The 22,740-nt window shown below is 42.6% G+C and carries 21 protein-coding genes; 4 read left to right on the forward strand and 17 right to left on the reverse strand.

All coding sequences use genetic code 11. The features are described 5' to 3' along the window. Positions 1 to 28: 28 nt before the first annotated feature. From EDD68_RS09830 to xylA, 8 genes are all read right to left on the reverse strand, one after another. Positions 29 to 853 (reverse strand): carbohydrate ABC transporter permease, encoded by an 825-nt coding sequence (locus EDD68_RS09830; RefSeq protein ID WP_424399164.1) that lies wholly within the window; start codon positions 851 to 853, stop codon positions 29 to 31. A gap of 22 nt (positions 854 to 875) precedes the next feature. Beyond that, positions 876 to 1,781, reverse strand: a complete 906-nt coding sequence (locus EDD68_RS09835; RefSeq protein ID WP_132372096.1) for a carbohydrate ABC transporter permease — start codon at positions 1,779 to 1,781, stop codon at positions 876 to 878. An 88-nt stretch (positions 1,782 to 1,869) separates the two neighbouring features. Next, entirely contained in the window at positions 1,870 to 3,135 is a 1,266-nt protein-coding gene (locus tag EDD68_RS09840) for an ABC transporter substrate-binding protein (protein WP_132372076.1), read from the reverse strand. An 850-nt stretch (positions 3,136 to 3,985) separates the two neighbouring features. Next, positions 3,986 to 4,141, reverse strand: coding sequence for a hypothetical protein (locus tag EDD68_RS15255; protein WP_165902132.1), 156 nt, complete (start codon positions 4,139 to 4,141; stop codon positions 3,986 to 3,988). Between the two features lie 27 nt (positions 4,142 to 4,168). Then, complete coding sequence (locus EDD68_RS09845; RefSeq protein WP_132372077.1) at positions 4,169 to 5,155, reverse strand: aldo/keto reductase; 987 nt, start codon at positions 5,153 to 5,155, stop codon at positions 4,169 to 4,171. Between the two features lie 48 nt (positions 5,156 to 5,203). Beyond that, entirely contained in the window at positions 5,204 to 6,232 is a 1,029-nt protein-coding gene (locus tag EDD68_RS09850; protein WP_132372097.1) for an aldose epimerase family protein, read from the reverse strand. Between the two features lie 46 nt (positions 6,233 to 6,278). Then, a complete protein-coding gene (gene xylB, locus EDD68_RS09855) occupies positions 6,279 to 7,778 on the reverse strand; it encodes a xylulokinase (protein ID WP_132372078.1) in 1,500 nt (499 codons plus the stop codon). Between the two features lie 66 nt (positions 7,779 to 7,844). Then, complete coding sequence (gene xylA / locus EDD68_RS09860) at positions 7,845 to 9,161, reverse strand: xylose isomerase (RefSeq protein ID WP_132372079.1); 1,317 nt, start codon at positions 9,159 to 9,161, stop codon at positions 7,845 to 7,847. Positions 9,162 to 9,281: 120 nt separating this feature from the next. Between xylA and EDD68_RS09865 the strand changes: the two genes are divergently transcribed. Further along, positions 9,282 to 9,899 carry a YesL family protein gene (locus EDD68_RS09865; RefSeq protein ID WP_132372080.1) on the forward strand — a complete coding sequence of 206 codons (618 nt, stop codon included), beginning with the start codon at positions 9,282 to 9,284 and terminating at the stop codon, positions 9,897 to 9,899. Here EDD68_RS09865 and EDD68_RS09870 read toward each other — a convergent pair. The 4 genes from EDD68_RS09870 to EDD68_RS09885 form a co-directional block, all read right to left on the reverse strand. After that, entirely contained in the window at positions 9,896 to 12,007 is a 2,112-nt protein-coding gene (locus EDD68_RS09870) for a glycoside hydrolase family 52 protein (protein ID WP_132372081.1), read from the reverse strand. The genes EDD68_RS09865 and EDD68_RS09870 overlap by 4 nt on opposite strands. A gap of 18 nt (positions 12,008 to 12,025) precedes the next feature. Continuing rightward, positions 12,026 to 12,847, reverse strand: coding sequence for a carbohydrate ABC transporter permease (locus EDD68_RS09875; protein WP_132372082.1), 822 nt, complete (start codon positions 12,845 to 12,847; stop codon positions 12,026 to 12,028). 12 nt (positions 12,848 to 12,859) lie between these two features. Then, on the reverse strand, positions 12,860 to 13,738 hold the full coding sequence (locus EDD68_RS09880) for a carbohydrate ABC transporter permease (protein ID WP_132372098.1): 879 nt from the start codon (positions 13,736 to 13,738) through the stop codon (positions 12,860 to 12,862). 116 nt (positions 13,739 to 13,854) lie between these two features. Then, on the reverse strand, positions 13,855 to 15,150 hold the full coding sequence (locus tag EDD68_RS09885; RefSeq protein ID WP_132372083.1) for an extracellular solute-binding protein: 1,296 nt from the start codon (positions 15,148 to 15,150) through the stop codon (positions 13,855 to 13,857). Positions 15,151 to 15,315: 165 nt separating this feature from the next. Here EDD68_RS09885 and EDD68_RS09890 point away from each other — a divergent pair, with 165 nt between their 5' ends. From EDD68_RS09890 to EDD68_RS09900, 3 genes are all read left to right on the forward strand, one after another. After that, positions 15,316 to 16,506, forward strand: a complete 1,191-nt coding sequence (locus EDD68_RS09890; RefSeq protein ID WP_132372084.1) for an ROK family transcriptional regulator — start codon at positions 15,316 to 15,318, stop codon at positions 16,504 to 16,506. 233 nt (positions 16,507 to 16,739) lie between these two features. Then, complete coding sequence (locus tag EDD68_RS09895) at positions 16,740 to 17,402, forward strand: peroxiredoxin (RefSeq protein WP_132372085.1); 663 nt, start codon at positions 16,740 to 16,742, stop codon at positions 17,400 to 17,402. Between the two features lie 3 nt (positions 17,403 to 17,405). Further along, positions 17,406 to 17,639, forward strand: coding sequence for a hypothetical protein (locus EDD68_RS09900; protein WP_132372086.1), 234 nt, complete (start codon positions 17,406 to 17,408; stop codon positions 17,637 to 17,639). A gap of 160 nt (positions 17,640 to 17,799) precedes the next feature. Here the strand turns inward: EDD68_RS09900 and EDD68_RS09905 are convergent, their stop codons facing one another. The 5 genes from EDD68_RS09905 to EDD68_RS09925 form a co-directional block, all read right to left on the reverse strand. Continuing rightward, positions 17,800 to 18,711, reverse strand: a complete 912-nt coding sequence (locus EDD68_RS09905; protein ID WP_132372087.1) for a DUF1002 domain-containing protein — start codon at positions 18,709 to 18,711, stop codon at positions 17,800 to 17,802. A gap of 427 nt (positions 18,712 to 19,138) precedes the next feature. After that, positions 19,139 to 20,242, reverse strand: a complete 1,104-nt coding sequence (desB, locus tag EDD68_RS09910; RefSeq protein ID WP_132372088.1) for a Delta(10) desaturase DesB — start codon at positions 20,240 to 20,242, stop codon at positions 19,139 to 19,141. A gap of 332 nt (positions 20,243 to 20,574) precedes the next feature. Next, on the reverse strand, positions 20,575 to 21,378 hold the full coding sequence (locus tag EDD68_RS09915) for a MerR family transcriptional regulator (RefSeq protein ID WP_132372089.1): 804 nt from the start codon (positions 21,376 to 21,378) through the stop codon (positions 20,575 to 20,577). A 167-nt stretch (positions 21,379 to 21,545) separates the two neighbouring features. Further along, complete coding sequence (locus EDD68_RS09920) at positions 21,546 to 22,235, reverse strand: LrgB family protein (protein ID WP_132372090.1); 690 nt, start codon at positions 22,233 to 22,235, stop codon at positions 21,546 to 21,548. Continuing rightward, positions 22,228 to 22,410 carry a CidA/LrgA family protein gene (locus EDD68_RS09925; RefSeq protein WP_165902133.1) on the reverse strand — a complete coding sequence of 61 codons (183 nt, stop codon included), beginning with the start codon at positions 22,408 to 22,410 and terminating at the stop codon, positions 22,228 to 22,230. The genes EDD68_RS09920 and EDD68_RS09925 overlap by 8 nt, the downstream gene beginning before the upstream one ends. Positions 22,411 to 22,740: the final 330 nt, after the last annotated feature.

Genomic DNA, 22,740 nt, shown 5'->3' on the forward strand with positions numbered 1-22,740 from the left:
GGTTACCCCTCTCTGAGCGTATATAAAATCAGCTTTTCAGTGCACCCTGTGTCAGGCTGTCAATAAATAATTTGTTAAAAAATAAGAAGATAAACACTAATGGCAATGTCGCCCAAAATGTTCCTGACAAAATCATACCATAATCCCGAACATAGTTGTCCATCAGGCTGCGGATCGCAATCTGAATGGTGTAAACGGATTCTTCCCTTAAGACAACCAGAGGCCACAGAAAATCATTCCACATATACATAAATTTAATGATGGCCAGGGTTGAAAAGGCAGGCAGAATCATCGGGACAGCAATATTCCAGTAGATCCTAAAATTGGAGCATCCATCTATTTTAGCTGCATCCATCAGTTCATCCGGAATGGCACTGCTGATATATTGCCTCATCCAGAAAATACCGAATGCATCAATAAGCCCCGGCACAATCACAGCTTTTAAATCATTCAGCCAGTCCAGTTTCGTAATGATGTAGTACTGGGGAATCAGCCCTAATTGGGGCGGAACCATCATCGTCAACAAAATAAACAAAAACAGAATGTTTTTGCCCGGAAATTTATATTTTGCAAATGCAAATCCGGCCAGGGAACAAAGAAACAACACTCCCAGGGTCGTTAAGGTTGACACGACAAAGGAATTCCACATGGAACCAAAAAAATCTACGTTACTCAATACTTTTTTAAAATTTTCTACCGTCTGGTTTCCCGGCAAAAAAGCTGGAGGGACCTGGTTGATGGCACTGTTATGGTTGGTAGCCATTACAAACATCCAGTAAAAGGGGAATAAAGACAGAAGCGCACCTGAAAGCAGCAGCACATGCACAAAGCCTGTGGATATTCTCTTTTTCATCCTATACATTTCGTTTCACCCCTTATCTTCCGATTCGGTTTGCCAGAAATACATTCACTGAAGAAAATATGATAATGATGAAAAACAGGAGAATAGCAGTAGCAGAAGCTGGGCCAAATGACAAATTAACAAAGGCTTCTCTCCATAGATACAGTACAACCGTAATTCCCTCTTCCCGATAAGATCTTCCTAAAAAAATCAAGGGCTCTGTAAACAATTGAAAGGCACCGATTGTAGACAAAAATACAGTAAAGATAATAAAAGGTCTCAGCATAGGCACCGTTATATATCTCAGCTGCTGAAACAATGTTGCCCCATCTATTTTGGCTGCTTCATATAGTTCTTTTGGAATACTTTGAAGACCGGCCAGATAAATAATTGTATTATAGCCAACCCAGCGCCAGAAAACCATGGCAGCAATAGCGAATTTTACACCCCACTCGGAAGTGGTCCAGTTAACCGGATCCAAATGAAACCACGATAGTATCACATTGATCAAACCTGATTCCTGTTCGCTGAAAATCACACCAAAAACAACGGCTACAGCTACCGTAGACGTTACATAGGGCATAAAATAAGATACTCTGTAAAAATTGCGGAATTTGATCAAAGCCGAGTTCAGGGCGAAAGCCAGAACGATCGCCACAACCAGCTGGGGGAACGTTCCGAGAAGCCCCATAATAAAAGTGTTATATAATGATTTCCAAAAAAGAGGATCCTCCAGCACGAACCGAAAATTAGCCCAGCCCACGAACTCCATTTCCGTCAGACCGTTCCATTTCTGGAATCCCAGGTAAAAGCTGAACAGAATCGGAAAAAGTCCAAAAATAGTAAACAAAATAAAAAAAGGCGATATATACAAATAACCGGTAACCATTTCCTTTTTTTCTTCAGTCATTCTTGCCGTGAAGATGGAAATATTCTTCATCTTGTTTTTGTCTGTATTCAAGTTCACCAGTTTTCACCTCCCATTGAATCAGGAGCCGGATTGTTCCGGCTCCTTGTTAATGAAGCAGTTACTGGCGTTCCAGCTGAGCTTTAATTCTCGTCAGTGCTTCGTCCCATTCAGCTTCTGGGTCTGTTCCTTTCGTTACTACATTCATCAGAGCATTGACAATTTCCGTCTGGACAATTGCATGGTTTTTGCCCATATAAACGGGCTTGACCTGTTCAGCAGCTTCAGAGAAAATTTTGGCTACTTGCTGTCCGCCAAAGTAATCGTCGGTTGACTCGATAAAATCAGACTCTTCGTAAACCGGCAGTGCTGACGGAAAGAGGCCATTATTTTTAAAAGATGTTAATTGATTTTCTGGCGAAACCAGCCATTCAATAAAGGCATATGCTTCTTCTGGATGCTCAGACTCTTTCGGAATTGCAATATAAGAGCCTCCCCAGTTACCGGCACCTTCAGGCATTGTCGTAATGCGCCATTTTCCGGATGCATCCGGTGCATTTTCTTTCACATTGGCAACCATCCATGAAGGCGCGAGCAGCACACCATAACTGCCATCTGCCATGGCATTTCCCCACTCGGGGGTCCACAGCTCATTTTGCCCCACCAGACCCTCCTCGATAAGCCGGGCAGTGAAGTCATAAGCCTCTTTAACAGCCGAATTTCCTTCTATGATTAATTCATCATTTTCATTAAAATACTGTTGATCAGCCTGATCCCTCAAGGCGTTATATAAAAGTTCAGGTCCGTCGACAATTGGTTTTCCTGTCTCTGCTTTGATTTGTTTGCCAATTTCAAAGAAATCTTCCCAGGTTTGAAACATGGATGATACCTCGTCAGGATCTGTCGGCAGTCCAGCTTCTTCAAAAACATCTGTGCGATAAAACATCGTTGTCGGGCCGATATCGGTTGGAAGGCCAATCAAATAGCTGCCATCGGGACTCTCAGCCATATTCCATTTCCAGTCAAGATACTGATCTTTTATATCTTCTGCTCCGAAATCATAAAGGTTGTAAAATCTGTCCTGTGCTTCCATAAACTTAGCAATGGCACTTACTTCGATCATGGTTATATCCGGAGCACCGCTACCTGCTGAAATGGAGGTAAATAAATTGTTGTGCAGGTCGTTCATTTCCGAATGATTAATTTCAATGTTCACATCCGGATGATCTTCCATATATTCTTCTGCAAGCTGTTCGTATCCTGCACTTCCAAATACCCAGAATTTTAAGGTTACCTTTCCGTCCCCTGATGCGTCCTCATCCTCGCTGCATCCCACTAACAATACCACCAACAAAAACAGAAAAGCAGAAATACGAAATACTCTCAAAACTGTTCACCCCACTTGTTCATTTTTAATGAATGGAGAAAAAGCCCCGACCTTCTTAAGGAAACCGGTTTACTTTTTTCGCTAAAAATTGCGCGGACCGGCTTGGGAAAAACACCATAAAATAAAGTTATTCCCGGGAAAGCGCTTTCTTTTACATGGATTATACCCCATTTTTCAGAATCTTTCAATATTATATTCTAAAAATTAGTAAATCGGTTTCCTTGCGGCGTCTCTATGTCTTATGTCTAACCTTATGGCCTTTTTTTCCATGGATGGCTGTAAGGAAATTATTCTGTTTCCACCGAGAAAGAAAATGTCATATTAAAGTCAGCGATCGGGTAAATGAATATATAAAACTAGTTTATCTCATACCGTTTATGATTCCTTGTCCAGTTAATCTTAAAAAAATCATTTTTCTTTTTTTCTATTTGCCGCGATATTCATTTCTCCAGAGCCGTCAAGCATTCTTATAAAAACAGTGATGATTTCCTCGAAGATTTTGCAGTTTTACCCATTCGATTCAGCTCAATAGATGATGATATAAAAATGTACAGAAGGAGACGCACGCGAAGTCCCCTCCCACCTTTCCAGAATCGTTAAGTTAATTTGCTGCCTCCACCCTATTCAGAGGTACCCCTCGTTCATCGCGTCTCCTTCTTTAAAACACTTGCCGGCCGATATCCGGTCCGGCTTTTTTTCAGCGCAAAATGAAACACAATGATCCACGTTTATATTCATCATGTTGAGGTCATAGATACGGATCTCATTTCCTTCCTGGATTCCCCATATGGTTTGCCCATCATCCGTGCAAAATGGCACAAATTTCAATGGTATTTCCTCCGGTTCATAATCACTTTGATAGTGGAGATGCCTTTATTACGGTTACCATATCATTTGCAATCCAGTACCAAACTCCTGCAAACACGGAAAAATAATTTTTTTGCCCGATGATATAGCCTGTCAGCCCGGCATTCATTAAAAAACCAGCCACGATAACGATATGCATGACTGGTTTTCAAAAGACATGTATGATTTAATATTTTCCGCGAATATGGTCATGAACTTCTCTCAGATAAAATTCCTCTAACTGTTTCCGTTCATCGGAGGTAAAAGACGGAACTTCCAGGGCTTTTAAATTATCCATCACCTGTTTTTCGTTTTTAAATCCCGGAATCACAGTTGAAATAGAATCCTGATCGAGAATCCAGCGCAGGGAGGCTCTTGTCATATTTCCTCTTCCTTCCTGAATCCATGAAAGTTTCCGGCTCAATTCCACCCCTTTTGTAAACTCAAGTCCCGCAAAAGTTTCCCCTACATTAAACAGTTCGCCGTTCCGGTTAAAATTTCGGTGATCATCCTCTTCAAAAGTGGAGCTTTCATTAAACTTTCCCGTTAATAATCCGCTTGCGAGGGGCACTCTCGCAATGATGCCGACACCTTTTTCCTTTGCCAGCGGAAACAGTTTTTCCAGTGGCTTCTGGCGAAATAGATTAAAAATCACCTGCAGTGACTTTACATTCGGGTAATGTTCAATCGTATAGATACCTTCCTCCACAGATTCCACACTTACGCCATAATAGCGGACTTTTCCTTCCTGCTGCAGCCGATCAAGCACCTCGAAGACACGACCATCTTTTATCATTTCAAATGGGGGACAGTGTACCTGGTACAGATCCACTCTTTCCCGTTTGAGGCGACGCAGGCTGTTTTCCAGGTAGTGACGCACCGATTTTTCCGAATAGGTTTTTGGGTCGTTAATATCCCCGGCCCGGCAAAACTTCGTCGCAATGTAAATACGGTCCTCTTTCCCCTTCGTTGCCCTGGCCAGCAATTCTTCGCTGTGCCCATCACCATACACATCCGCTGTATCAAAGAAGTTAACTCCGGCTTCCATCGCACGTTCCAGTGCCCTTAGTGCCTCCTCGTCATCGGTTTTCCCCCAGGCGCCACCGATAGCCCAGGTCCCAAAACTTAATTCACTTACCTTTAATTTGGTATCACCAATGGAACGATAATTCATGCAATATGACCTCCTCATCATACGAAATCAGCTTATTCCTCTTCGGTTTTACTCCGTATAAAAGGTAAAGGATGTTGATGTCTCAAAGGTTTGCTCCGGCTTCAGGATAACGGATGGAAGCCCTTCATATAAAAGAGAAGCTGGATGCCTCTGGGTTTCAATACACAGTCCCCCATATTTTTTTGCGTAACCTTCCCGCAGAAGGAAAGATTCATCCAGATTATTTCCAGTATACATCACCATTCCCGGTTCATCCGACTCAACCACCATCACCCTGCCGCTAATCTTCTCCTTTACCTTTACTTTCTCTTTTTCCTGCTGTTCAAAAAGAAAATAATGGTCATACCCGTTTCCAACAATCCTGTTCTGCGGATGAGCAGACTGGATTCCATCCCTGATTCTGCGCCATGAACGGAAATCAAAAGGAGTTTGTTCTACATCAAGCCGCTTGCCTGTTGGGAGTAATACCTCATCCAGTTCCAGAAAACTTCCACTTTTAAGCTGAACTTCATGTTTTTCTATCGTGTCTTTAACATCTCCACTTAAGTTAAAATAGGTATGATTGGTCAGTGCCAGGGGAGTTATCTCGTCCGTCTCAGCTCTGTACGTAATCCTGAACTCATTCCAATCATAAAGTTCATATCTCACTTGAACAGTTACATTTCCAGGATACCCACCTTCCCCGTCTGGGCTTGTGTGAGAAAGAATGACCCCGGCTGAATAATCCGATTGAAAAGGCACCGCATCCCATAACACCTGATGAAAATGGGTATTTCCTCCATGCAGGTGATGGGATCCTTCATTCGCACCCAGGTGAAATGTGCGGCCTCTTAAGACAAACTGTGCATCTCGAATCCTTCCGGCTACCCTGCCGATGATCGCGCCGAAAAACGCAGGGTTTTCAATATAATCACGGTAATGTTTATAGCCAAGCACGATATTTTCCACCAATCCATTTCGGTCTGGAACACGAATTTGTGTAATGATTCCTCCAAAATTGAGAACCTCAACTGTCATTTTTCGATTGTTTTCAATATGAAAAAGTTTCCATCTTTGGCCGTCTGTCACCTTGATCATTTTTGTATTTACCTTCACCTGAAATCATTCCTTTTAAAGCTTTAGATTACTGCCGAAATGGCGCAAGCTGTTCATTCAGATCTTTTGTTTGCTTATATATCTTCTGATAAATGGAAAATAGCCCTTTGTACCTTTCTGCCTGCTCAGGATTCGGATGAATGACTTCTTCCGTCTGGATAAATTGTGATGCACACTCCGACAAAGACTTAAACCAGCCCAGTCCATAGGCTGCAAGCATGGCTGCTCCCATTCCAGGTCCCTGCTCACTTGCCAGTTTCACAATATCCGCTTGAAAAATATCCGCCTGAATCTGAAGCCAGTTCCGGTTTTTGGCTCCACCGCCTATCGAAATAATCGAATCAACGTTCTTCCCATTTTTTCGAAACATTTCAATGGATTCTTTTAAAGAAAAAGTAATTCCCTCAACAACCGCTCGGACAAAATGAGCCCGCTTATGAGAACTATCCATACCGATGAAACTGCCCCGGATGAGGGCATCCGTATGGGGTGTCCTTTCTCCGACGATATACGGGGTAAACAGGAGACCATTGGCTCCGGCAGGAACATCTGACAGATCAGCAAGCAGATTTTCAAATTCTTCCTCATGAGCAAAGGTCTCCTTGAACCAGTTCAGACTGTAACCTGCTGCAAGGGTTACACCCATGGAATAAAAAGCCCCTTCTTTCCCGTGGTTAAAAAAATGAACTTTCCCCTGGTAATCTTTGCTTCCGTCCTCTTCATATGACAGGACGACCCCAGAAGTTCCAATACTGCATAGCGTTTTTCCTTCTTCAAGGATCCCGGACCCGATGGCTCCACAGGCATTGTCCGCTCCACCGGCAAACACTTTCGTTTTCGGACTCAGGCCTGTTTGCTCCGCCACACTCCCTGAAAGAGTGCCAACGAATTCATGGGATTCGATAAGCGGCGGACACAGGGAAGAATCAATGTTTAAACGGCCGCAAATCTCACTACTCCATGTTTTAGCGGAAATATCCAAAAGCCCCGTACCTGCTGCATCTGAATAATCCATATGAATCTGATTGGTCAGACGGTACCGAACATAATCCTTCGGGAGCAAAAACACTTCAGCCTGTTGATAAATGTCAGGTTCATTCTCCTTTACCCACAATAGTTTAGGAAGGGTAAATCCCTCCAGTGCCAGATTTTTTGTAATATCAATATAGCGGTCTTTTCCTACCTTTGCGTATATGTCCTGGCACTGTCTCGTCGTCCGGGTATCATTCCACAAAATGGCATTTCGCAATACATTCCGTTTATAGTCGAGCAGCACCAGTCCGTGCATCTGTCCCGAAAAACTCAGGCCCTCAATAGCTGAAGGATCTTCTGAAAAACGCTCCACCAGCTGCTTTAATGCTTCTACTGTCTGTGTTATCCATTCCTCCGGATTTTGCTCACTGTACCCCGCCTTCTCCTGGATTAAAGGATATGGCCGGGACACCTGATCCACAACGACTCCTTCTTGATTCACAAGAAGAACCTTTACCGCACTCGTGCCAAGATCTACGCCAATCACATACTTCATAGCCGTTCCCTCCATATATAATAAGGGCCAACCAGCAGAGCTGGTCAGCCTGTTTTCATATATTCGTTAAAATGCGCTCAGCAAATATTGATTAATGGTGGCTTTGATGAGTTCCTGATGACCGGATTCATTTTCAATCTGATCGTTTTTCAGCGCATATTTTGCGAGTTTGTTGAAATCGGTTTTTCCTTCTACGATATCCTTGCCAATTCCTTCGCGGAAGCTCTGATAACGTTTTTCGACAACTCGATCCAGGACGCCATCCTGAATCAGATTATGAGCCACTTTTAAACCGACCGCAAAACTGTCCATTCCGGCAATATGGGCATAAAACAAGTCTTCCGGTTGAAAGGATGCACGGCGTACTTTTGCGTCAAAATTTAGACCTCCCGGGTTAAGACCGCCATTTTTCAAAATTTCATACATGGCAAGAGTCGTAGAATATAAATCTGTCGGAAACTCATCGGTATCCCAGCCTAATAGCAGGTCACCCTGGTTGGCATCCACAGAGCCCAGCATATGATGGATACGGGCATAACGAAGCTCATGTTCAAACGTGTGGCCCGCAAGAGTGGCATGATTAGCCTCGATGTTAAACTTAAAATATGGGTCCAGTTCATAGGTTTTCAAAAACGCAAGGCCGGATGCTACATCAAAATCATACTGGTGTTTGGTCGGTTCTTTTGGTTTCGGCTCAATTAAAAATTGTCCGTCAAAGCCGATTTCTTTCGCATAATCAACCGCCATATGGAAAAAACGACCCAGATTATCCAGTTCCAGTTTCATATCGGTGTTCAGCAGGGTTTCATATCCTTCACGACCGCCCCAGAACACATAGTTTTCGGCACCCAGCTCTTTCCCGATTTCCAGTCCCTTTTTCACTTTGGCTGCGGTATAGGCGAACACATCTGCATGATTGGACGAAGCCGCTCCATGGGTAAAACGGGGGTGGGTAAACATATTGGCTGTATTCCAGAGCAGTTTCACACCGCTGTCTTTCATGTAACCTTTGATCATCGTTACGATTTCGTCGAGGTTTTTAAAAGTTTCCGCCAGGGTCTCCCCCTCTGGTGCAATGTCGACATCATGAAAACAGAAATAGGATACGCCCAGCTTTTCAAAAAATTCAAAGGCCGCCTCCACCCTTGCTTTCGCAAGATCCATTCCTTTCAGATGATTCCATGGACGAAGGTGGATGCCGGAACCAAAGGGATCGGATCCATCTCCAGTAAAAGTATGCCAGTAGGCGATGGAGAAACGAAGATGTTCGGCCATTGTTTTGTCTCCTACTTTTTCATTGGGATGATAATATTTAAATGCGAGCGGATTGGTAGATTTAGGCCCCTCGTATGCGATTCGGTTTACATGTTCAAAATATGCCATTACTCATTCTCCTTTTCTTCTTAGTTTAGAAACGTTCATTGATAATATGGTTGGTGAAGTCCCCGGGCTTCCGTTATAATGAAAGTCGTGAAATGAATTTTTTGTTCCGAGGGGATCACCATGAAAAAATACGGACAATTCATCTATACCATCAGTGAATGGATCATGAAACTGGCCTGGATACATCTTTTATGGATCATATTTACATTTACTGGTTTGATTTTTATCGGTTTTCTTCCATCCACTGTCGCCCTTTACAGCATCACGCGTAAATGGATTCAGGGAAAAACAGATTTTCCTGTATTCCAGACATACTGGCAAATCTACAAAAAGGAGTTTTTTCGGGCGAATCAATTGCTTCTGGCTATTGTTCCATTAACTGCCCTGACTGCGGCAGACATCCTGTTTTTGACACAAAGCACTACCATGACTGCCGTACACATTCCGGTACTTGTATCGATTAGTTTTTTCATCCTGTTTTTTCTGTATTTAATTCCGGCTTTTGTGCATTTTGATGTGCCGTTTATTCAGCTTTTAAAAAATGCATTTCTCATCATGCTGATCAGTCCTTTGCATGACTTGCTCCTTTTCGTGAGCATTACTTCTCTGGCCGTCATTTACTGGTATTTACCTGGAATTCCGTTTTTCTTTGGGACGAGTCTGCTTGCATGGATCAATGTATGGATTGTCTTACATGCGTTTAATCGGGTATTACAAAAGAAAAAGTCCGCAGCTTAACCTTGTTCCTCCAGCCACAAAATACTGGTGACGCCCCTAGGATAATATTTGCTCGCGGATATTTTCCCGCTGATGATCTGGTCACTCCAGCTCCAGACGGACAATTCTGGATGGGTGAGCCACTTCACATGGGCGCGGTCTGCTTCTTTCCCTTTTTCATCCCATGGAAGACCCAATATTTTCCGGGCAATAAACTGATTAAGATAAATTTTGCTCAACCATGAATTGTTACTCTTAGAGGATAGTTTCCATCCTCCATCTTCAAACAAGCAGACTCCCTTTTTTAGAATCGTTTTAAGATGCTGTTTCAGCGCACGGATATAGTCCCCATATGGCCCATCCTCATGGACAGCTTCCCTCAGACCGGCGATGTACGGATAAACCAGCCCTTCAATAGCAGGAATGATTTTCGATTGATTTCCGCCTTCAAACACTGCGGGTATATACCCGGCATCGGTCATGTGGGAAGTAATGGTTTTGGCACTTTTAGCCGCCTGTTCTCCTGCTATTTCTGCCAGACCCTCTTCTCCCTGTTTCGCAAAGAGATTTTCCAAAAGAACATAAGATGCCCATGTTTTTCCTGCCAGATAAATATTGTTCCTGGCCTGGCCCAGGGATATATCAAGACTGTCATAGGTCGTAATTTCAGCGCCGTCCTTTGTTCGGGATGAATCGAGTCCCATGATTCCATTCCGCTTTTCGGATTCCGGATGATCCCGATGAAGCAGGCTGGCCAAACATTCTTTGAAAACGTCCATGTTCTCATGAAGCCATGCCTGATCTTTCGTTCGGGCAACATAAACAGACGCTGTCAAGACCCAGTTGACCAGCTGTTCGTGGGTCATGTGAGAAAAACATCCATCGATGCCATACAGCTCGTAGGATGAATAGTGGGGCCTTGAAAATGTATTGGCAATCCCCATATCGTGGGTGAAACTCAGGCCTCCAGGATAAGTACGGTCATCTCCCGGAAACTTCACTTCATCCCGGTAACTGTACCGCTTCACAAACATGTCCAGAACATTTTTAATCACCCACGGATTCATTTTCAGTTCAAAAAATAGCTGGTCTACGGTTAAATCAAAGGTGTTCATCATCCGATATTCACCTTCATTCACAATCCAGACCGGATTTCCATCATGAACAAGCAGCTGGGTATTGCCGTAATAACTCCGAATGGCATGGGCCAGCATAAATTTTTGATCAGCGGTCAGGGGAGACTGTTCAACCAGGTTATTGGATTCGATTGCCCGCTGCTTAATGATCTCGAACTTTTCCATAGCGTATGAAACAACTTCCTCAATATCAGAAAAGTATGTTGTATAGAAATAAGAAGTATTCAGACCGCTGGTTGTGATTCCGCCCCGGTAGAACCCCACAGCAAACTGGAAGGTTTTGATCTCTCCTGCGGGCACTTCCATGATCAGAGCCCCCACCGTACCCAGCCCAAAAGTCCAGTTCTCCTTATGAGTGGCCGTTAAAATATCCTCCATACTGAAATGCATGGCTGATTCCACGCCTTCCTGTCTGGTGGCAATTGCAGTCAGGCGTCCCTGTCCTACACCTGTCAAATCACTCGTATCATCCAGCCTTCTCATAGCTGAATAGGGATCGCTTCCCTCAAAGCCGAAAAAGGCCCGCCTGGTTTTTTGGCCTTTACGGTTATCGACTGTCAATTCAGCCAGTACTGCTGGCACAAGGGTCAGTTTCAGTTCCTCATCTGTAGCACTTTCCGGATCTGGAATCGGCTGAACTTGTGAATAAATCGTAAAGGTGAGATCCCCGGCTTTCCAAGTATCGGTTCCGGCAAAAAACTCGCGGGTAATGGCTTTCCTGTTGAAAGGCTGAATGATGTCCGGTTTATCCGGGTTCGGATCCGGGTTTTCCATATCGAAACGCAAACTTTCATCTTCTTTTGATCCAAAGAACGGGAGTGCCTCATACGTTCCTTCCTGTTCAAAAGATTCAATCCCGATATACACATTTTTTCTCGGCGATCGGCCGAGTTCCAGATCAAGTCCTCCCCCGTTTCCCGGAAATCCCAGTGTGAAACTGGAATATGCTCCAATTGGAGAATGATGTGCATTAAAAAAGATATTTTCTGGCATAACGATGACCTCCCTGGATTAACCTTTCACGGCACCGGCAGTAATTCCATCAATGATCCGGTCACTGAAGAAAATAAAAGCGATTAACAATGGCAAGACACTGATCATCAAAGTTGCTCCGATAGCACCCCAGTCTGTCATATATTGCCCGATAAAGTTCTGAATGCCTACCGTCAGCGTCTTGTATTTTTCTGAACTGATAAAGGTATTCACAAAGACAAACTCATTCCAGTTAAAGATCATGTTAATAATGACGGTTGTGGAAACGACAGGTGTGGTCATTGGCAATATAATTTTGAAGAACAAACGGTTAATGGAACACCCATCCATAATCGCAGCTTCTTCCATCTCCCTCGGCAGGCTATAGTAGAATCCGAGCAAAATCATAATCGTGAGCGGAAGGTTATACGCTGTATACGTAATCACAATGGACAGAGGGTTATCAATTAAACCCACTTTATTAAACATGCTGAAGAGCGGTATTAATGCCGAATGAATCGGAATCATATACCCAACCATAAACAGTCCAAGCACGGGTTTATTTAGTTTCCAGTTCATACGGGTTATTGCAAAAGTTACCATGCTCGCCAGAAGCACAGTCAGGGCAACAGACAATACCGTAATCCAGACACTGTTAAAAAAATAAGTACCAATATTGCCATCTGTCCATACCTTCACATAATTTTCCCACTTCGGGCTTTCAGGAAGAGCAAAGGGCGACTTCCCGAAAATTTCGGTATTGTCCTTTAATGAAAAAGATAAAAGCCAGATGAGTGGATAAATTTGAAAAACAGCTATCAGCGCTAAAACCATATATAAAAAAACGTAAGGCAGTTTCATTTTATTTCACCTCTAGTATTGAACATCATCTTTTGAAGCTGTTAATTTCCGTGTAAAATAGGTCATGATTAATGTAATAATCAACAGATAAAATGCAATAGCACTACCATATCCGAAGTGATAGCTGCCAAATGCCTCTTTATACATATAGGAAGCCATAACTTCACTGGCACCGTTCGGTCCTCCGCCTGTCATGACATAGATCAGGTCAAAATATTTTAATGAGCCGACAATAGCAAGTACAACGGTTACTTTGATAATTCCTGATATCAACGGTACCTTTACCTTTAACGCAATTTGCAATGGTGTTGCTCCATCGATTCTAGCAGCTTCGATCAGTTCTTCCGGAACGTTTTTCAAAGCTGCATAATAGATCAAAATATAAAACCCGGCATATTGCCATAAAATAGGGATGAATATGGCATATAAAACGATATCCGGATTAGCAAGCCACTCAGGCGGATGATCTACACCCAGGAGATTCAATAAACTGTTCAGCATACCATTTGTCGGATGATAAACTTTCAGCCAGAGCTGAGCGATCGCCACTGACGAAAGGAGCATAGGAATAAGGTAGATCTTTCTCAACAAATTGGTTCCCTTTATTTTGGAAGCCAAAATTAAGGAAACCACCAGATAAATCCCTAAACTTAATGTAGAAAATAGGGCCAGAAGAAAGGAATGCACAACACTTTCCCGAAATTGTTCATCCTGAAGCGCATGTGCATAATTCTCCAGACCAACAAATTTCATAACACCGGCACCATTCCACTCTGTTAAACCATAATACCCCGTCAACACAAGTGGAATAAAAATCAGTATGGCTACCAGCATAAGGGACGGCAATACATATAAAGCAATCATCCATTTATTTGACATGACTTTATTCATAGGAATCGCCTTTCCTTTTGTTTGTATGGAAAAAGGGACATCGTGTGCCATTCATCGCTGAGATATAATTATGTCCCTTTTTCGGTATGTTTTATATTAGGCCGGTGTTGAACCGGTTAATTTGACAACGCCTCCTGATGCTGCTCAGTAAATTCTTCAGGGGTAACATCTAATCCAAATAATGCCTGAATCAAATCAAGGTGTGTCTGGGCATCATCCGGATCCATCTGAACGTCGGCAAATAATGTGATATTCGAAGCGTTGCTCAGATCGTTAAGAACATCGATATACATCTGATGCAGGTCCACTTTATCGGTATCAACTTTTGTAGCAGGAATCACACCGGCCTTCGTAACAGCCTGCTCTCCCCACTGTTCAACAAAATATTTAACAAAAGCCTTTGCCTCATCCTTCACATCAGAATTCTCGGCCACAAACAAACCTACACCAGGTCCCCCAACCCAGCTGTTCCGATCACCCATGCCATCAACGGTTGGGAAACTGAAATATCCGATCGAATCTCTGAACTCCTGTGGAACTTCTTCGTTAGTCGTATAGTTTGGCAAATCCCATGAACCGATTAAGTACATGGCCGCCTGACTGTTCATGAACAGGCTTTTCGCTTCCTGGTCACTTAATCCGTTAAAACCTTGAACAAAGGCATCTTGATTAACGAGATTTTGAATTTCTTCGGCAGCTTTCTGGAACTCGGCATTATGGAATGTTTCGGTTCCGTTGATCGCCTCAGTTAACAGATTTGGTCCGCCGATGCGGTCAGCTAAGTACATATACCATAATGAACCTGTCCAGCGGTCTTTATTGCCCAGTGCGATGGGAGCAACACCATTGTCCGCTAAAACGCTGACAATATTTTTGAATTCCTCATACGTTTCAGGGGCAGACAACCCATACTCATCAAACATGGCTTTATTGTAAAACACCGGAGCAATATTCAGTTCAAGAGGCAGTCCATACGCTTGACCATCAATGGAATAAGCTTCCACTGTGCCAGATACAAAAAGATCTTCCAGTCCACCATCCAGCACATCATTTAGTGGAGCAAACTGATTCCCCTCAACATATGGCTTCAGATATCCTGCTGCCCAGGTCATTCCTACATCCGGGAGCTTATCTGAAGAAGATAATACTTTAATCTTCTCCTTATACTGCTCATTGCTCAACACTTCCACATCAACCTTTACACCCGGGTTTTCCTTTTCAAATCCGTCAATAATGTCTTCTACAATGTTGTAATGGGCCGTTGAATTACCTTCTGGCCATAAGTGCATAAATTGTATCGTCTTGTTTTCCCCGTCACTTTCGCCTTCTGAAGCCTGATCATCTCCACACCCTGCGACAGCCAATAAAAGCATCAGCAGCAACGACAATAATGTAACCGCTTTCTTCTTCATCCTAAAAAATACCCCCTAATCAAATTTTAAAAATTTGCATTTTGCTGAAAAGTTATTTATAGTATAGCAGGCGTAACTTTGTTTGTCTAGTCGATAAACAAAGTTTATAATCAATTGAAGTTCTGATATGATATTATCAAAATGGACGAAACAGAGGGGATTAACATGAATCTAGATATAAACCAGACATGGAACCAGCATGTCGTCAAAAAAGGCAATAAATCCATCGTTCTTGAAATCATCAAGAATAAGTCTCCGATTTCACGGGCAGACATTGCTAGTTTAACAAATTTGAATAAAGGCACCGTATCTTCACTCGTGAATGAGCTGATCAGTGAGAATCTGATTTATGAAAAAGGACCGGGAGAATCGACAGGTGGCAGAAGGCCCATCATGCTATTATTTAATGCATCAGCAGGTTATTCCATTGGCATAGATATCGGAGTAAATTACATTTTAGGAATTTTGACTGATTTACAAGGTGAAATCATTTTGGAAAAAAAGATCTCGGTTCATCAGCTCGGCTATTCCGAAATGATGGAACAGGTCATAGACATTATCTCTTATTTAAAAAAGAATATTCCTGAAAGCCGCTACGGTTTAATCGGCATCGGTATTGGCGTTCCAGGTATCGTGCATAAAAATGGAACCGTATTGATTGCTCCGAACTTAAACTGGAAAAACGCCCCTCTAAAAGAGATGATTGAAGATCAGTTCCATGTGCCCGTGATGATTGAAAACGAAGCAAATGCAGGCGCTTATGGCGAAAAAATTTTTGGTGCAGGCCAAACATCCGATAACATCGTTTATGTCAGCGCGGGAATTGGAATCGGTGTAGGACTGATTATAGATGGTCATCTCTATCAGGGCAATAAGGGGTTTGCCGGAGAAATGGGGCATATGACGATAAACGCAAGTGGAGAAAAATGCCGATGCGGGAATATCGGGTGCTGGGAGCTTTATGCATCCGAACAGGCTTTAATTCAAAAGGCCCTTGAAAGTGGAATCGCCCGGGAACAGGCTTCTCTAGAATCTTTAATCGAAAAAGCACATCATAGCGATCCAGCTGCAATTAAACTATTTACTGAGGTAGGCAAAATGCTTGGTGTAGGGATCACGAATATTATTAATACATTTAACCCTCAGCAGATCATTATCGGGAACCGCATGGCTTCAGCCGAACAGTGGCTTCGGGAAGCAGTGGAACAAACAATCAAGGAAAACCTGCTATGGTTTTTCCAGGATAATTTATCACTGGAATTCTCCCACCTTTCCAGTTACTCCGCTTCACTTGGAATGACAGCTTTTTCCATCGAAAACTTTTTAAAGATCGATCTGACGGCCGAAAATAAATGACTTCCCTTCTCATCTTTTTCTTCTCCAGTAAACGGTTTTTCCCATGTCCCTATACATGCGGACATGGGATTTTCTTATGAGTGGCGAGAAGTATTCAACAATTTCCATTAATTTTCGGGAGGTGACTGGCACCTGTCGGACGAAAATTACCCCTTCCATTTTTGTGCAATAGCGTATATAATTAAAACATACTATTCTTATAGGTTTTTAAGGAAAAAGGGAGGTTTTATTCAATGTCTGAACAAACGAAAGAGCAAGCCGCAAGTCTTCCGAGAATTGGCGATCCAGCACCGCAATTTGCAGTAAATACGACCCACGGTCCAATTAAACTTGAAGATTACAAGGGATCATGGCTTGTGTTATTTTCGCACCCCGCCGACTTCACACCCGTTTGCACAACAGAATTCGTCGCATTTCAGGAAATTTATCCGCAATTGAAAGAACTGAACACGGAGCTGCTTGGACTCAGTGTAGACAGTGTTCAATCTCATATTGCATGGGTTCGCAACATTCAGGAAAAGCTAGGTGTGAAGGTTGAATTTCCAGTGATCGCTGACCTGAATAAAGAAGTGGCGACCAAATACGGAATGATCCACCCTGGAGAAAGTACAACAGAAACAAACCGAGCTGTATTCGTAATCGACGACAACCAAATCATCAAAGCCATCATTTATTACCCACTGACCACAGGACGCAATATGGATGAAATCGTCCGTCTTGTCAAAGCTCTTCAAACCACAGCAAACCATCAAGTTTCCACACCAGCAAACTGGAAACCAGGAGAAAAAGTTGTTGTTCCTCCCCCGTCATCCCAGCAGCAGGCTGAAGAACGGGCAAATGATGAGGAACTAGAAGTGATTGACTGGTATTTAGCTAAAAAAGAATTAAAAGAATAGGTGATGTTAGTGGCATGCGGAAAAGAAGAAGTCTCACTCTCACCATCACAGCTGAAACTTTTTTTAGATGCTGTGAAGGAGCCTGCAACAGAGGATGCTATTGCCAGATTCACGGGACTGCCTATTTTTAAGGTCAGAAGCAGCCTAAGAGAATTGACAGAAGCGGGATATATTGAAACATTCCATAATGAATACACCGTCTCAAACAAAGGAAAAGAATATCTCGTTCAAAATTAATTTTTCATGTAATCTTCTCCTTTTGACATATAATACCCCGGATTATGGTTTTACTTAGACAGGCCATAGTCCGGGGAATTTTTTGTTGTCATTGACATGTCAGTAATATGCCTAACTAAAATCGATCTTATTCGACAAATATTAGGAGGTGACTGGCACCTTAAAATAAGCTGGCGATCCATTCGATAATTTTTTTGAAAAAGTTCACAATAGCCTGGAAAAACCCTGTATCTCCGGTCACATCTTCTATTCTGCCCCGTATATCATTAGCCAGGGTTTCTAATTGACTTCTGACACTGTCAAAGTCAATATTTATGGTGCGCATTTTTTCAAATAAATTAATAAGAAGTTCTCGGTCTTCGGGACTTAATTCAAGATTTAATTTGTCCAGCTGTTCCTGGATAATTTGTTCAACTTCCTCTTTTGAAGCCGGGTTTTGTTCAGAAATTGCCTGTTTAATTTGTGTCAGCAATTCACTGACCTTTTCCTGATCCATCCCCTCTTTTTCTGCCAGTTTTGTAGCAAGGCTTAATTCTTCATTGGCGACTTCCATCCGGTCTTGATTAAGGGATTCCCCTTCCACATGATAGGCTTTGTAAATCCCCGTTAAGGCAGAGTGCCCGGTTACTTTTAACGGTGATGCCACTTCAACCACTGCGTTTTCTATCCCTGCCGTAAGCAGTGCATTGGCATACATATCCTTTGTCACCTGGGTGATGGATTCAGGATTCATAATCTTCACTTCCAGTCCATGCCCATCTTCTTTACGAATAATTTTTGCCGAGGAATACATATTGGAGTTTGGGTCTCCATTAATATAATTCACCAGATCTTCTGCCGTGACGATATGCTCTTGAACCATTGATGGATCATCAACATCAAGAAGTCTACGGACCTGTTCTTTCTGTTCTTCCGTCAACGATTCCCCGTAAACGACAATCGGTTGTCCAAATTTTTCATCTATTACGTTGTCATTTTCTCCTTCGCTTGCTGATACACCTGCTGAAAATGTCAGCATCCCTGAGATCAATGCAAATACAACGGCAACACCAATCGAAAGAATTCGTCTCATGTGCACACCTTCTCCTTCTCAATAAGGTTGTCTCACAACTATATTATGCCTGGATTTTAAAAATATTGAAAAGGGTATATGAACCTGTTTCGTTTTTCCCTGTATTTCAATCATGACTTGCAGGGTTGGGGATGCTGCAGGTTCCTGCATGAAAAATCGGTTTTCATGCAGGTCCATGCCTGGTACAGCTATGAAGTCTAAACGTGTTCGAACATAATCCGTGAAGCCAGGACCATTCAGTTTTTCCCCTCATTTATATGGGATTAGATGATAGCTATGCGACAATTGCCCCCCATATTATCCCAGGTGTTATGTTCCTGATATCCAATCCTAATCGAATGCACAGGATTCCGTCCGATATTACCGGGCACCTAAAAAAGACTGCAGGACCAAAATGGACCAGCAGTCTTTTAGGAAACGTCATCGTTTAATTTCCCATCCCTTTCTTTCCATGGAGGAAGGGATTATCCTGTTTTTCTTTTGATTTTTTTTGTGAACGGATATCGTCTGGATCGAGTCCTCTTCCCAGCGTATCATACAGATGCTCTTCTTCGGGATCAATCAGTCTGTCCTTCTGATAATACACCCGCGGGGTCTTCCAGAGAGCGTACATCGCCTTCCACATCGGCATCTCGTGATACCGTTCCGGCCACATTTTTTTAATATGTTTTTTGACCAGCGGATAATATTTCGGATTCATACCGGGAAAAAGATGATGCTCGGTATGGTATGAGAAATTAAAATGCAACACATCCACCCACTTTGGAACCGTAACCGAAAGGCTGTTGGCGAGAGGATCATTGACAGGTACAAGCGGATTTAACCTGTGATTGGTCGCAATATAACTCATTACGATAAAGTTGGCGATTAACAGAGGGAGCAAATAGGCAAAGATCCAGTTCCCAAAACCAATTATAAATAACAACCCAATCCATATTGACCATGGAATCAGAAACTCAAGCAATACCTTTGGCCGTTTTTGTGATTTGAAATCTTTAAAATAGACCAGAAACATCCGAAACGAATGGATGGTAAATGTGACGGCCAGCGAAAGAAATCCAAAAACAGATCGGACAGAAAAAGGAATACGGTAAATCAATTTTAAAATCGGGTTTTTTTTCAGCTGATCATGGCTGAGCCATGCATCCGGATCACGCTCTTCATCCTGGGTATGCCCATGATGTTCCACGTTATGCCATTTAATCCACAAGGAAGGACCGGTAGAAAGCGGCAAAAAGGCAATAGCTCCTAACCAGTCTCTGAGCCAGTGTTTGCGGACAACCGTTCCGTGGAGGATTTCATGTCCTAAAAAACCTAAACCTGCAAAACTGAACCCTAAAATGACGGAAATGCCAGCGGATAACCAGAAGTTGAGGTCAAATAAACTGATTGCAATGATACCTCCCGTTACAATGAACAAGTAAGCTAGCCCCCCTAACAGACGGGCCGGCACTGGCTGGAACACCTTTTTCGGGAGATGAGGGATCAGACGTGCAGCATACCAGCCAAAGGTATGGAGATCATTCTTCATGCATCAAGCTCCTTTCAAGTCATCAAAAAACCTGCATTCTTTTATGGTTAGATACAGCCCCCAAAACATATTCAGGAGAACGGTAACTTGAACAGGTCTTTACTTATTAATATTAATATATAACAAAATATGTTTTATCAATCATAACAATAAAACAAAATAATTGCAATAAGGTTTTAGAACCAGGTGCTAAATTAAAATTCCCTCCAGATCTTGCCTATCTTGCCTACCTTAAAAAATCATCATTAACGCAAAAGACACCCCCCGACATATCCAGGAGGTGCCTGTCACCAATCGAAAAACTTTGTAAAAAAACGAAGAGAACAATCATCCTATCCTCTGTCAACTGCACTCCCATTGCTGTTTATATCTTTTCCATTCATTCCAGTATAAATAAATATTGCATCTCTGAGGAATTCAGCAGCACCATCTTGCACCTGATCATAATATTTCGTAAAACGTTGATCATCAACATACATCTGCGCCAGACCTGCATGAGCTTCTTTCGTATAATGGTCCCAGTAAAATCCCAGCCACCTATGATGAAGTTCAGCCACTTTTTGTCCCCTGGTACCGCCAGGGTCCCCCGTTTCCATCGCCTCTTTTAATGTATCCATAATTTCTTGACTTAAATTTTCTATCTTTTCATATTGTTCTTTGGTCATATTCTTGATTTTCCAGTAACTCTGTTGTACCTGGTCATCACCAAATTTATCGCGGATTTCCCGGCCATATTTCTTTTCATTATCCTCAATCAATCTTTCCTTAAACCCCTCAAATTTTTCTTGATCACTCATCGTACCATTCCCTTCCTTTACCCTCAACGTTTTTTCTACATTATGAATTAAACGGTTTACCTTCTCCCGTCTGGCGATCAGTTTTTCCCGGTGGTCTTTTAAGGCTTCAACCTCGCTGAATCCAGGTGAATGAAGAATTTTTTGAATCGTTTGTAATTCGATACCCAATTCCCTGTAAAACAGAATTTGCTGCAGCAGGTCCACCTCTTTCGGGCCATAAACCCGATAGCCGTTTTCATTCATTCTCGAAGGCTTTAACAATCCAATTTCGTCATAATAACGCAGAGTCCGCTTCGTAACCCCGGATAATTTCGCCAGTTCATTCACGGTATATTTCACCTTCTCACCTCCCTATTCTTAGGGTAAACGTTTACGCAACGTTAAGGTCAAGGGGAAAATGCTGACTTACATGGTGTGCGAAAACAGTCGTTTTTTTAAAATATGTCATTATTTAAAAACGAGGGGTATCTATATTAAAGGGCACCTACCTGAACTTTATTCTCCTCTTACAAAAGCAGCCAGACAAAAAACGGACTGATCAGGGACACCATGATGGCGCTTAACGTCATGGCTACTGTACTAACTGCCCCTTCTTCCTCACTATTCTCCAGTGATTTTGATGTACCGATAGCATGTGATGCACTTCCCATTCCTGCTCCTTTACCCAGAAAATGATAAATCTTAAACCATTTCATAACAGCTGGCCCGCAAACCGCTCCACCTATTCCCGCAATCATGACAAACACGACAGCCAGCGAAGGAACTCCTCCAATCATGGCTGTAATCTCCGTGGCAACGGGGGTAGTGGCATTTTTCGGCGTCATGGAAACAATCATCTCCCGATCAAACCCGAACCATTTGACAAACAATATTCCCGTCACCACTCCTACGATCGATCCCGATCCGATGCCGGCCAACAGAGTCAGCGGATATGTTTTCATCACTTCCCGGTGCCGGTATAAAGGATAAGCCAGGGCAACCACTGCAGGTCCAAGAAACCAGTCGATAACCTGCCCTCCAATCATATATGTCTCGTAAGGGATATGCGAAATCAGCAAAAAAGTTCCAATTATCATTGTTACCGGTAAAATTGGCAATAAAAAAGGGTTGGGAAGTTTTCCATACAGCCATTTCGCACCTATGTAAATGATAATCGTACCAAGAAATCCACCTGCACCAATCAAAACATTATTCATACTTCTGCTCCTTCCTCAATGCCCTCTCCTGACTGATTTTTCCTGTTATTACCATCACCATTAGGGTGCTTACGAGAGCAATTAGAAACAGAAAAATTCCCCTTCCTGAAAAAACATACAAATATTCAATTACTCCGACCGTCACCGGGATAAACAGGAGTGGCAGGTGTTTCATCAGCAATATCCAGAAATCAAAATTTTATGATTAGGTTTCACTCGCTGTAAATCAGACCACAAAATGAGTAATCAGAACTCACAGATGAATATCAGGCTTTGCACTTAAAAAATCAGGTCTCGCACATCAACATTCCTAAAAAAATCGGATTCACATTCGAGGATCTGAAAACCGATTAGCCCCGGGATCGAGACTGTTAAAACTTTTGGAATTAAAAATACCCGATATCTATGAATGAACTGTACCCCGAAAAGTGGACAGTTATAAAAACCCTATGCAGCTAAGAGATGATCCCGATATTGATTCGGGGTCATCTTTTTTAATGTCCAT

It is taken from the genome of Melghiribacillus thermohalophilus (assembly GCF_004342905.1).
Classification (GTDB): Bacteria; Bacillota; Bacilli; order Bacillales; family Alkalibacillaceae; genus Melghiribacillus; species Melghiribacillus thermohalophilus.

Coding starts and splice junctions, on each gene's coding strand:
- EDD68_RS09830 (WP_424399164.1), bottom strand. CDS start 853: ATGAAAAAGAGAATATCCACAGGCTTTGTGCATGTGCTGCTGCTTTCA.
- EDD68_RS09835 (WP_132372096.1), bottom strand. CDS start 1,781: ATGAAGAATATTTCCATCTTCACGGCAAGAATGACTGAAGAAAAAAAG.
- EDD68_RS15255 (WP_165902132.1), bottom strand. CDS start 4,141: ATGCATATCGTTATCGTGGCTGGTTTTTTAATGAATGCCGGGCTGACA.
- EDD68_RS09845 (WP_132372077.1), bottom strand. CDS start 5,155: ATGAATTATCGTTCCATTGGTGATACCAAATTAAAGGTAAGTGAATTA.
- EDD68_RS09850 (WP_132372097.1), bottom strand. CDS start 6,232: ATGATCAAGGTGACAGACGGCCAAAGATGGAAACTTTTTCATATTGAA.
- xylB (WP_132372078.1), bottom strand. CDS start 7,778: ATGAAGTATGTGATTGGCGTAGATCTTGGCACGAGTGCGGTAAAGGTT.
- xylA (WP_132372079.1), bottom strand. CDS start 9,161: ATGGCATATTTTGAACATGTAAACCGAATCGCATACGAGGGGCCTAAA.
- EDD68_RS09865 (WP_132372080.1), top strand. CDS start 9,282: ATGAAAAAATACGGACAATTCATCTATACCATCAGTGAATGGATCATG.
- EDD68_RS09870 (WP_132372081.1), bottom strand. CDS start 12,007: ATGCCAGAAAATATCTTTTTTAATGCACATCATTCTCCAATTGGAGCA.
- EDD68_RS09875 (WP_132372082.1), bottom strand. CDS start 12,847: ATGAAACTGCCTTACGTTTTTTTATATATGGTTTTAGCGCTGATAGCT.
- EDD68_RS09880 (WP_132372098.1), bottom strand. CDS start 13,738: ATGAATAAAGTCATGTCAAATAAATGGATGATTGCTTTATATGTATTG.
- EDD68_RS09885 (WP_132372083.1), bottom strand. CDS start 15,150: ATGAAGAAGAAAGCGGTTACATTATTGTCGTTGCTGCTGATGCTTTTA.
- EDD68_RS09890 (WP_132372084.1), top strand. CDS start 15,316: ATGAATCTAGATATAAACCAGACATGGAACCAGCATGTCGTCAAAAAA.
- EDD68_RS09895 (WP_132372085.1), top strand. CDS start 16,740: ATGTCTGAACAAACGAAAGAGCAAGCCGCAAGTCTTCCGAGAATTGGC.
- EDD68_RS09900 (WP_132372086.1), top strand. CDS start 17,406: ATGTTAGTGGCATGCGGAAAAGAAGAAGTCTCACTCTCACCATCACAG.
- EDD68_RS09905 (WP_132372087.1), bottom strand. CDS start 18,711: ATGAGACGAATTCTTTCGATTGGTGTTGCCGTTGTATTTGCATTGATC.
- desB (WP_132372088.1), bottom strand. CDS start 20,242: ATGAAGAATGATCTCCATACCTTTGGCTGGTATGCTGCACGTCTGATC.
- EDD68_RS09920 (WP_132372090.1), bottom strand. CDS start 22,235: ATGAATAATGTTTTGATTGGTGCAGGTGGATTTCTTGGTACGATTATC.
- EDD68_RS09925 (WP_165902133.1), bottom strand. CDS start 22,410: ATGAAACACCTGCCACTCCTGTTTATCCCGGTGACGGTCGGAGTAATT.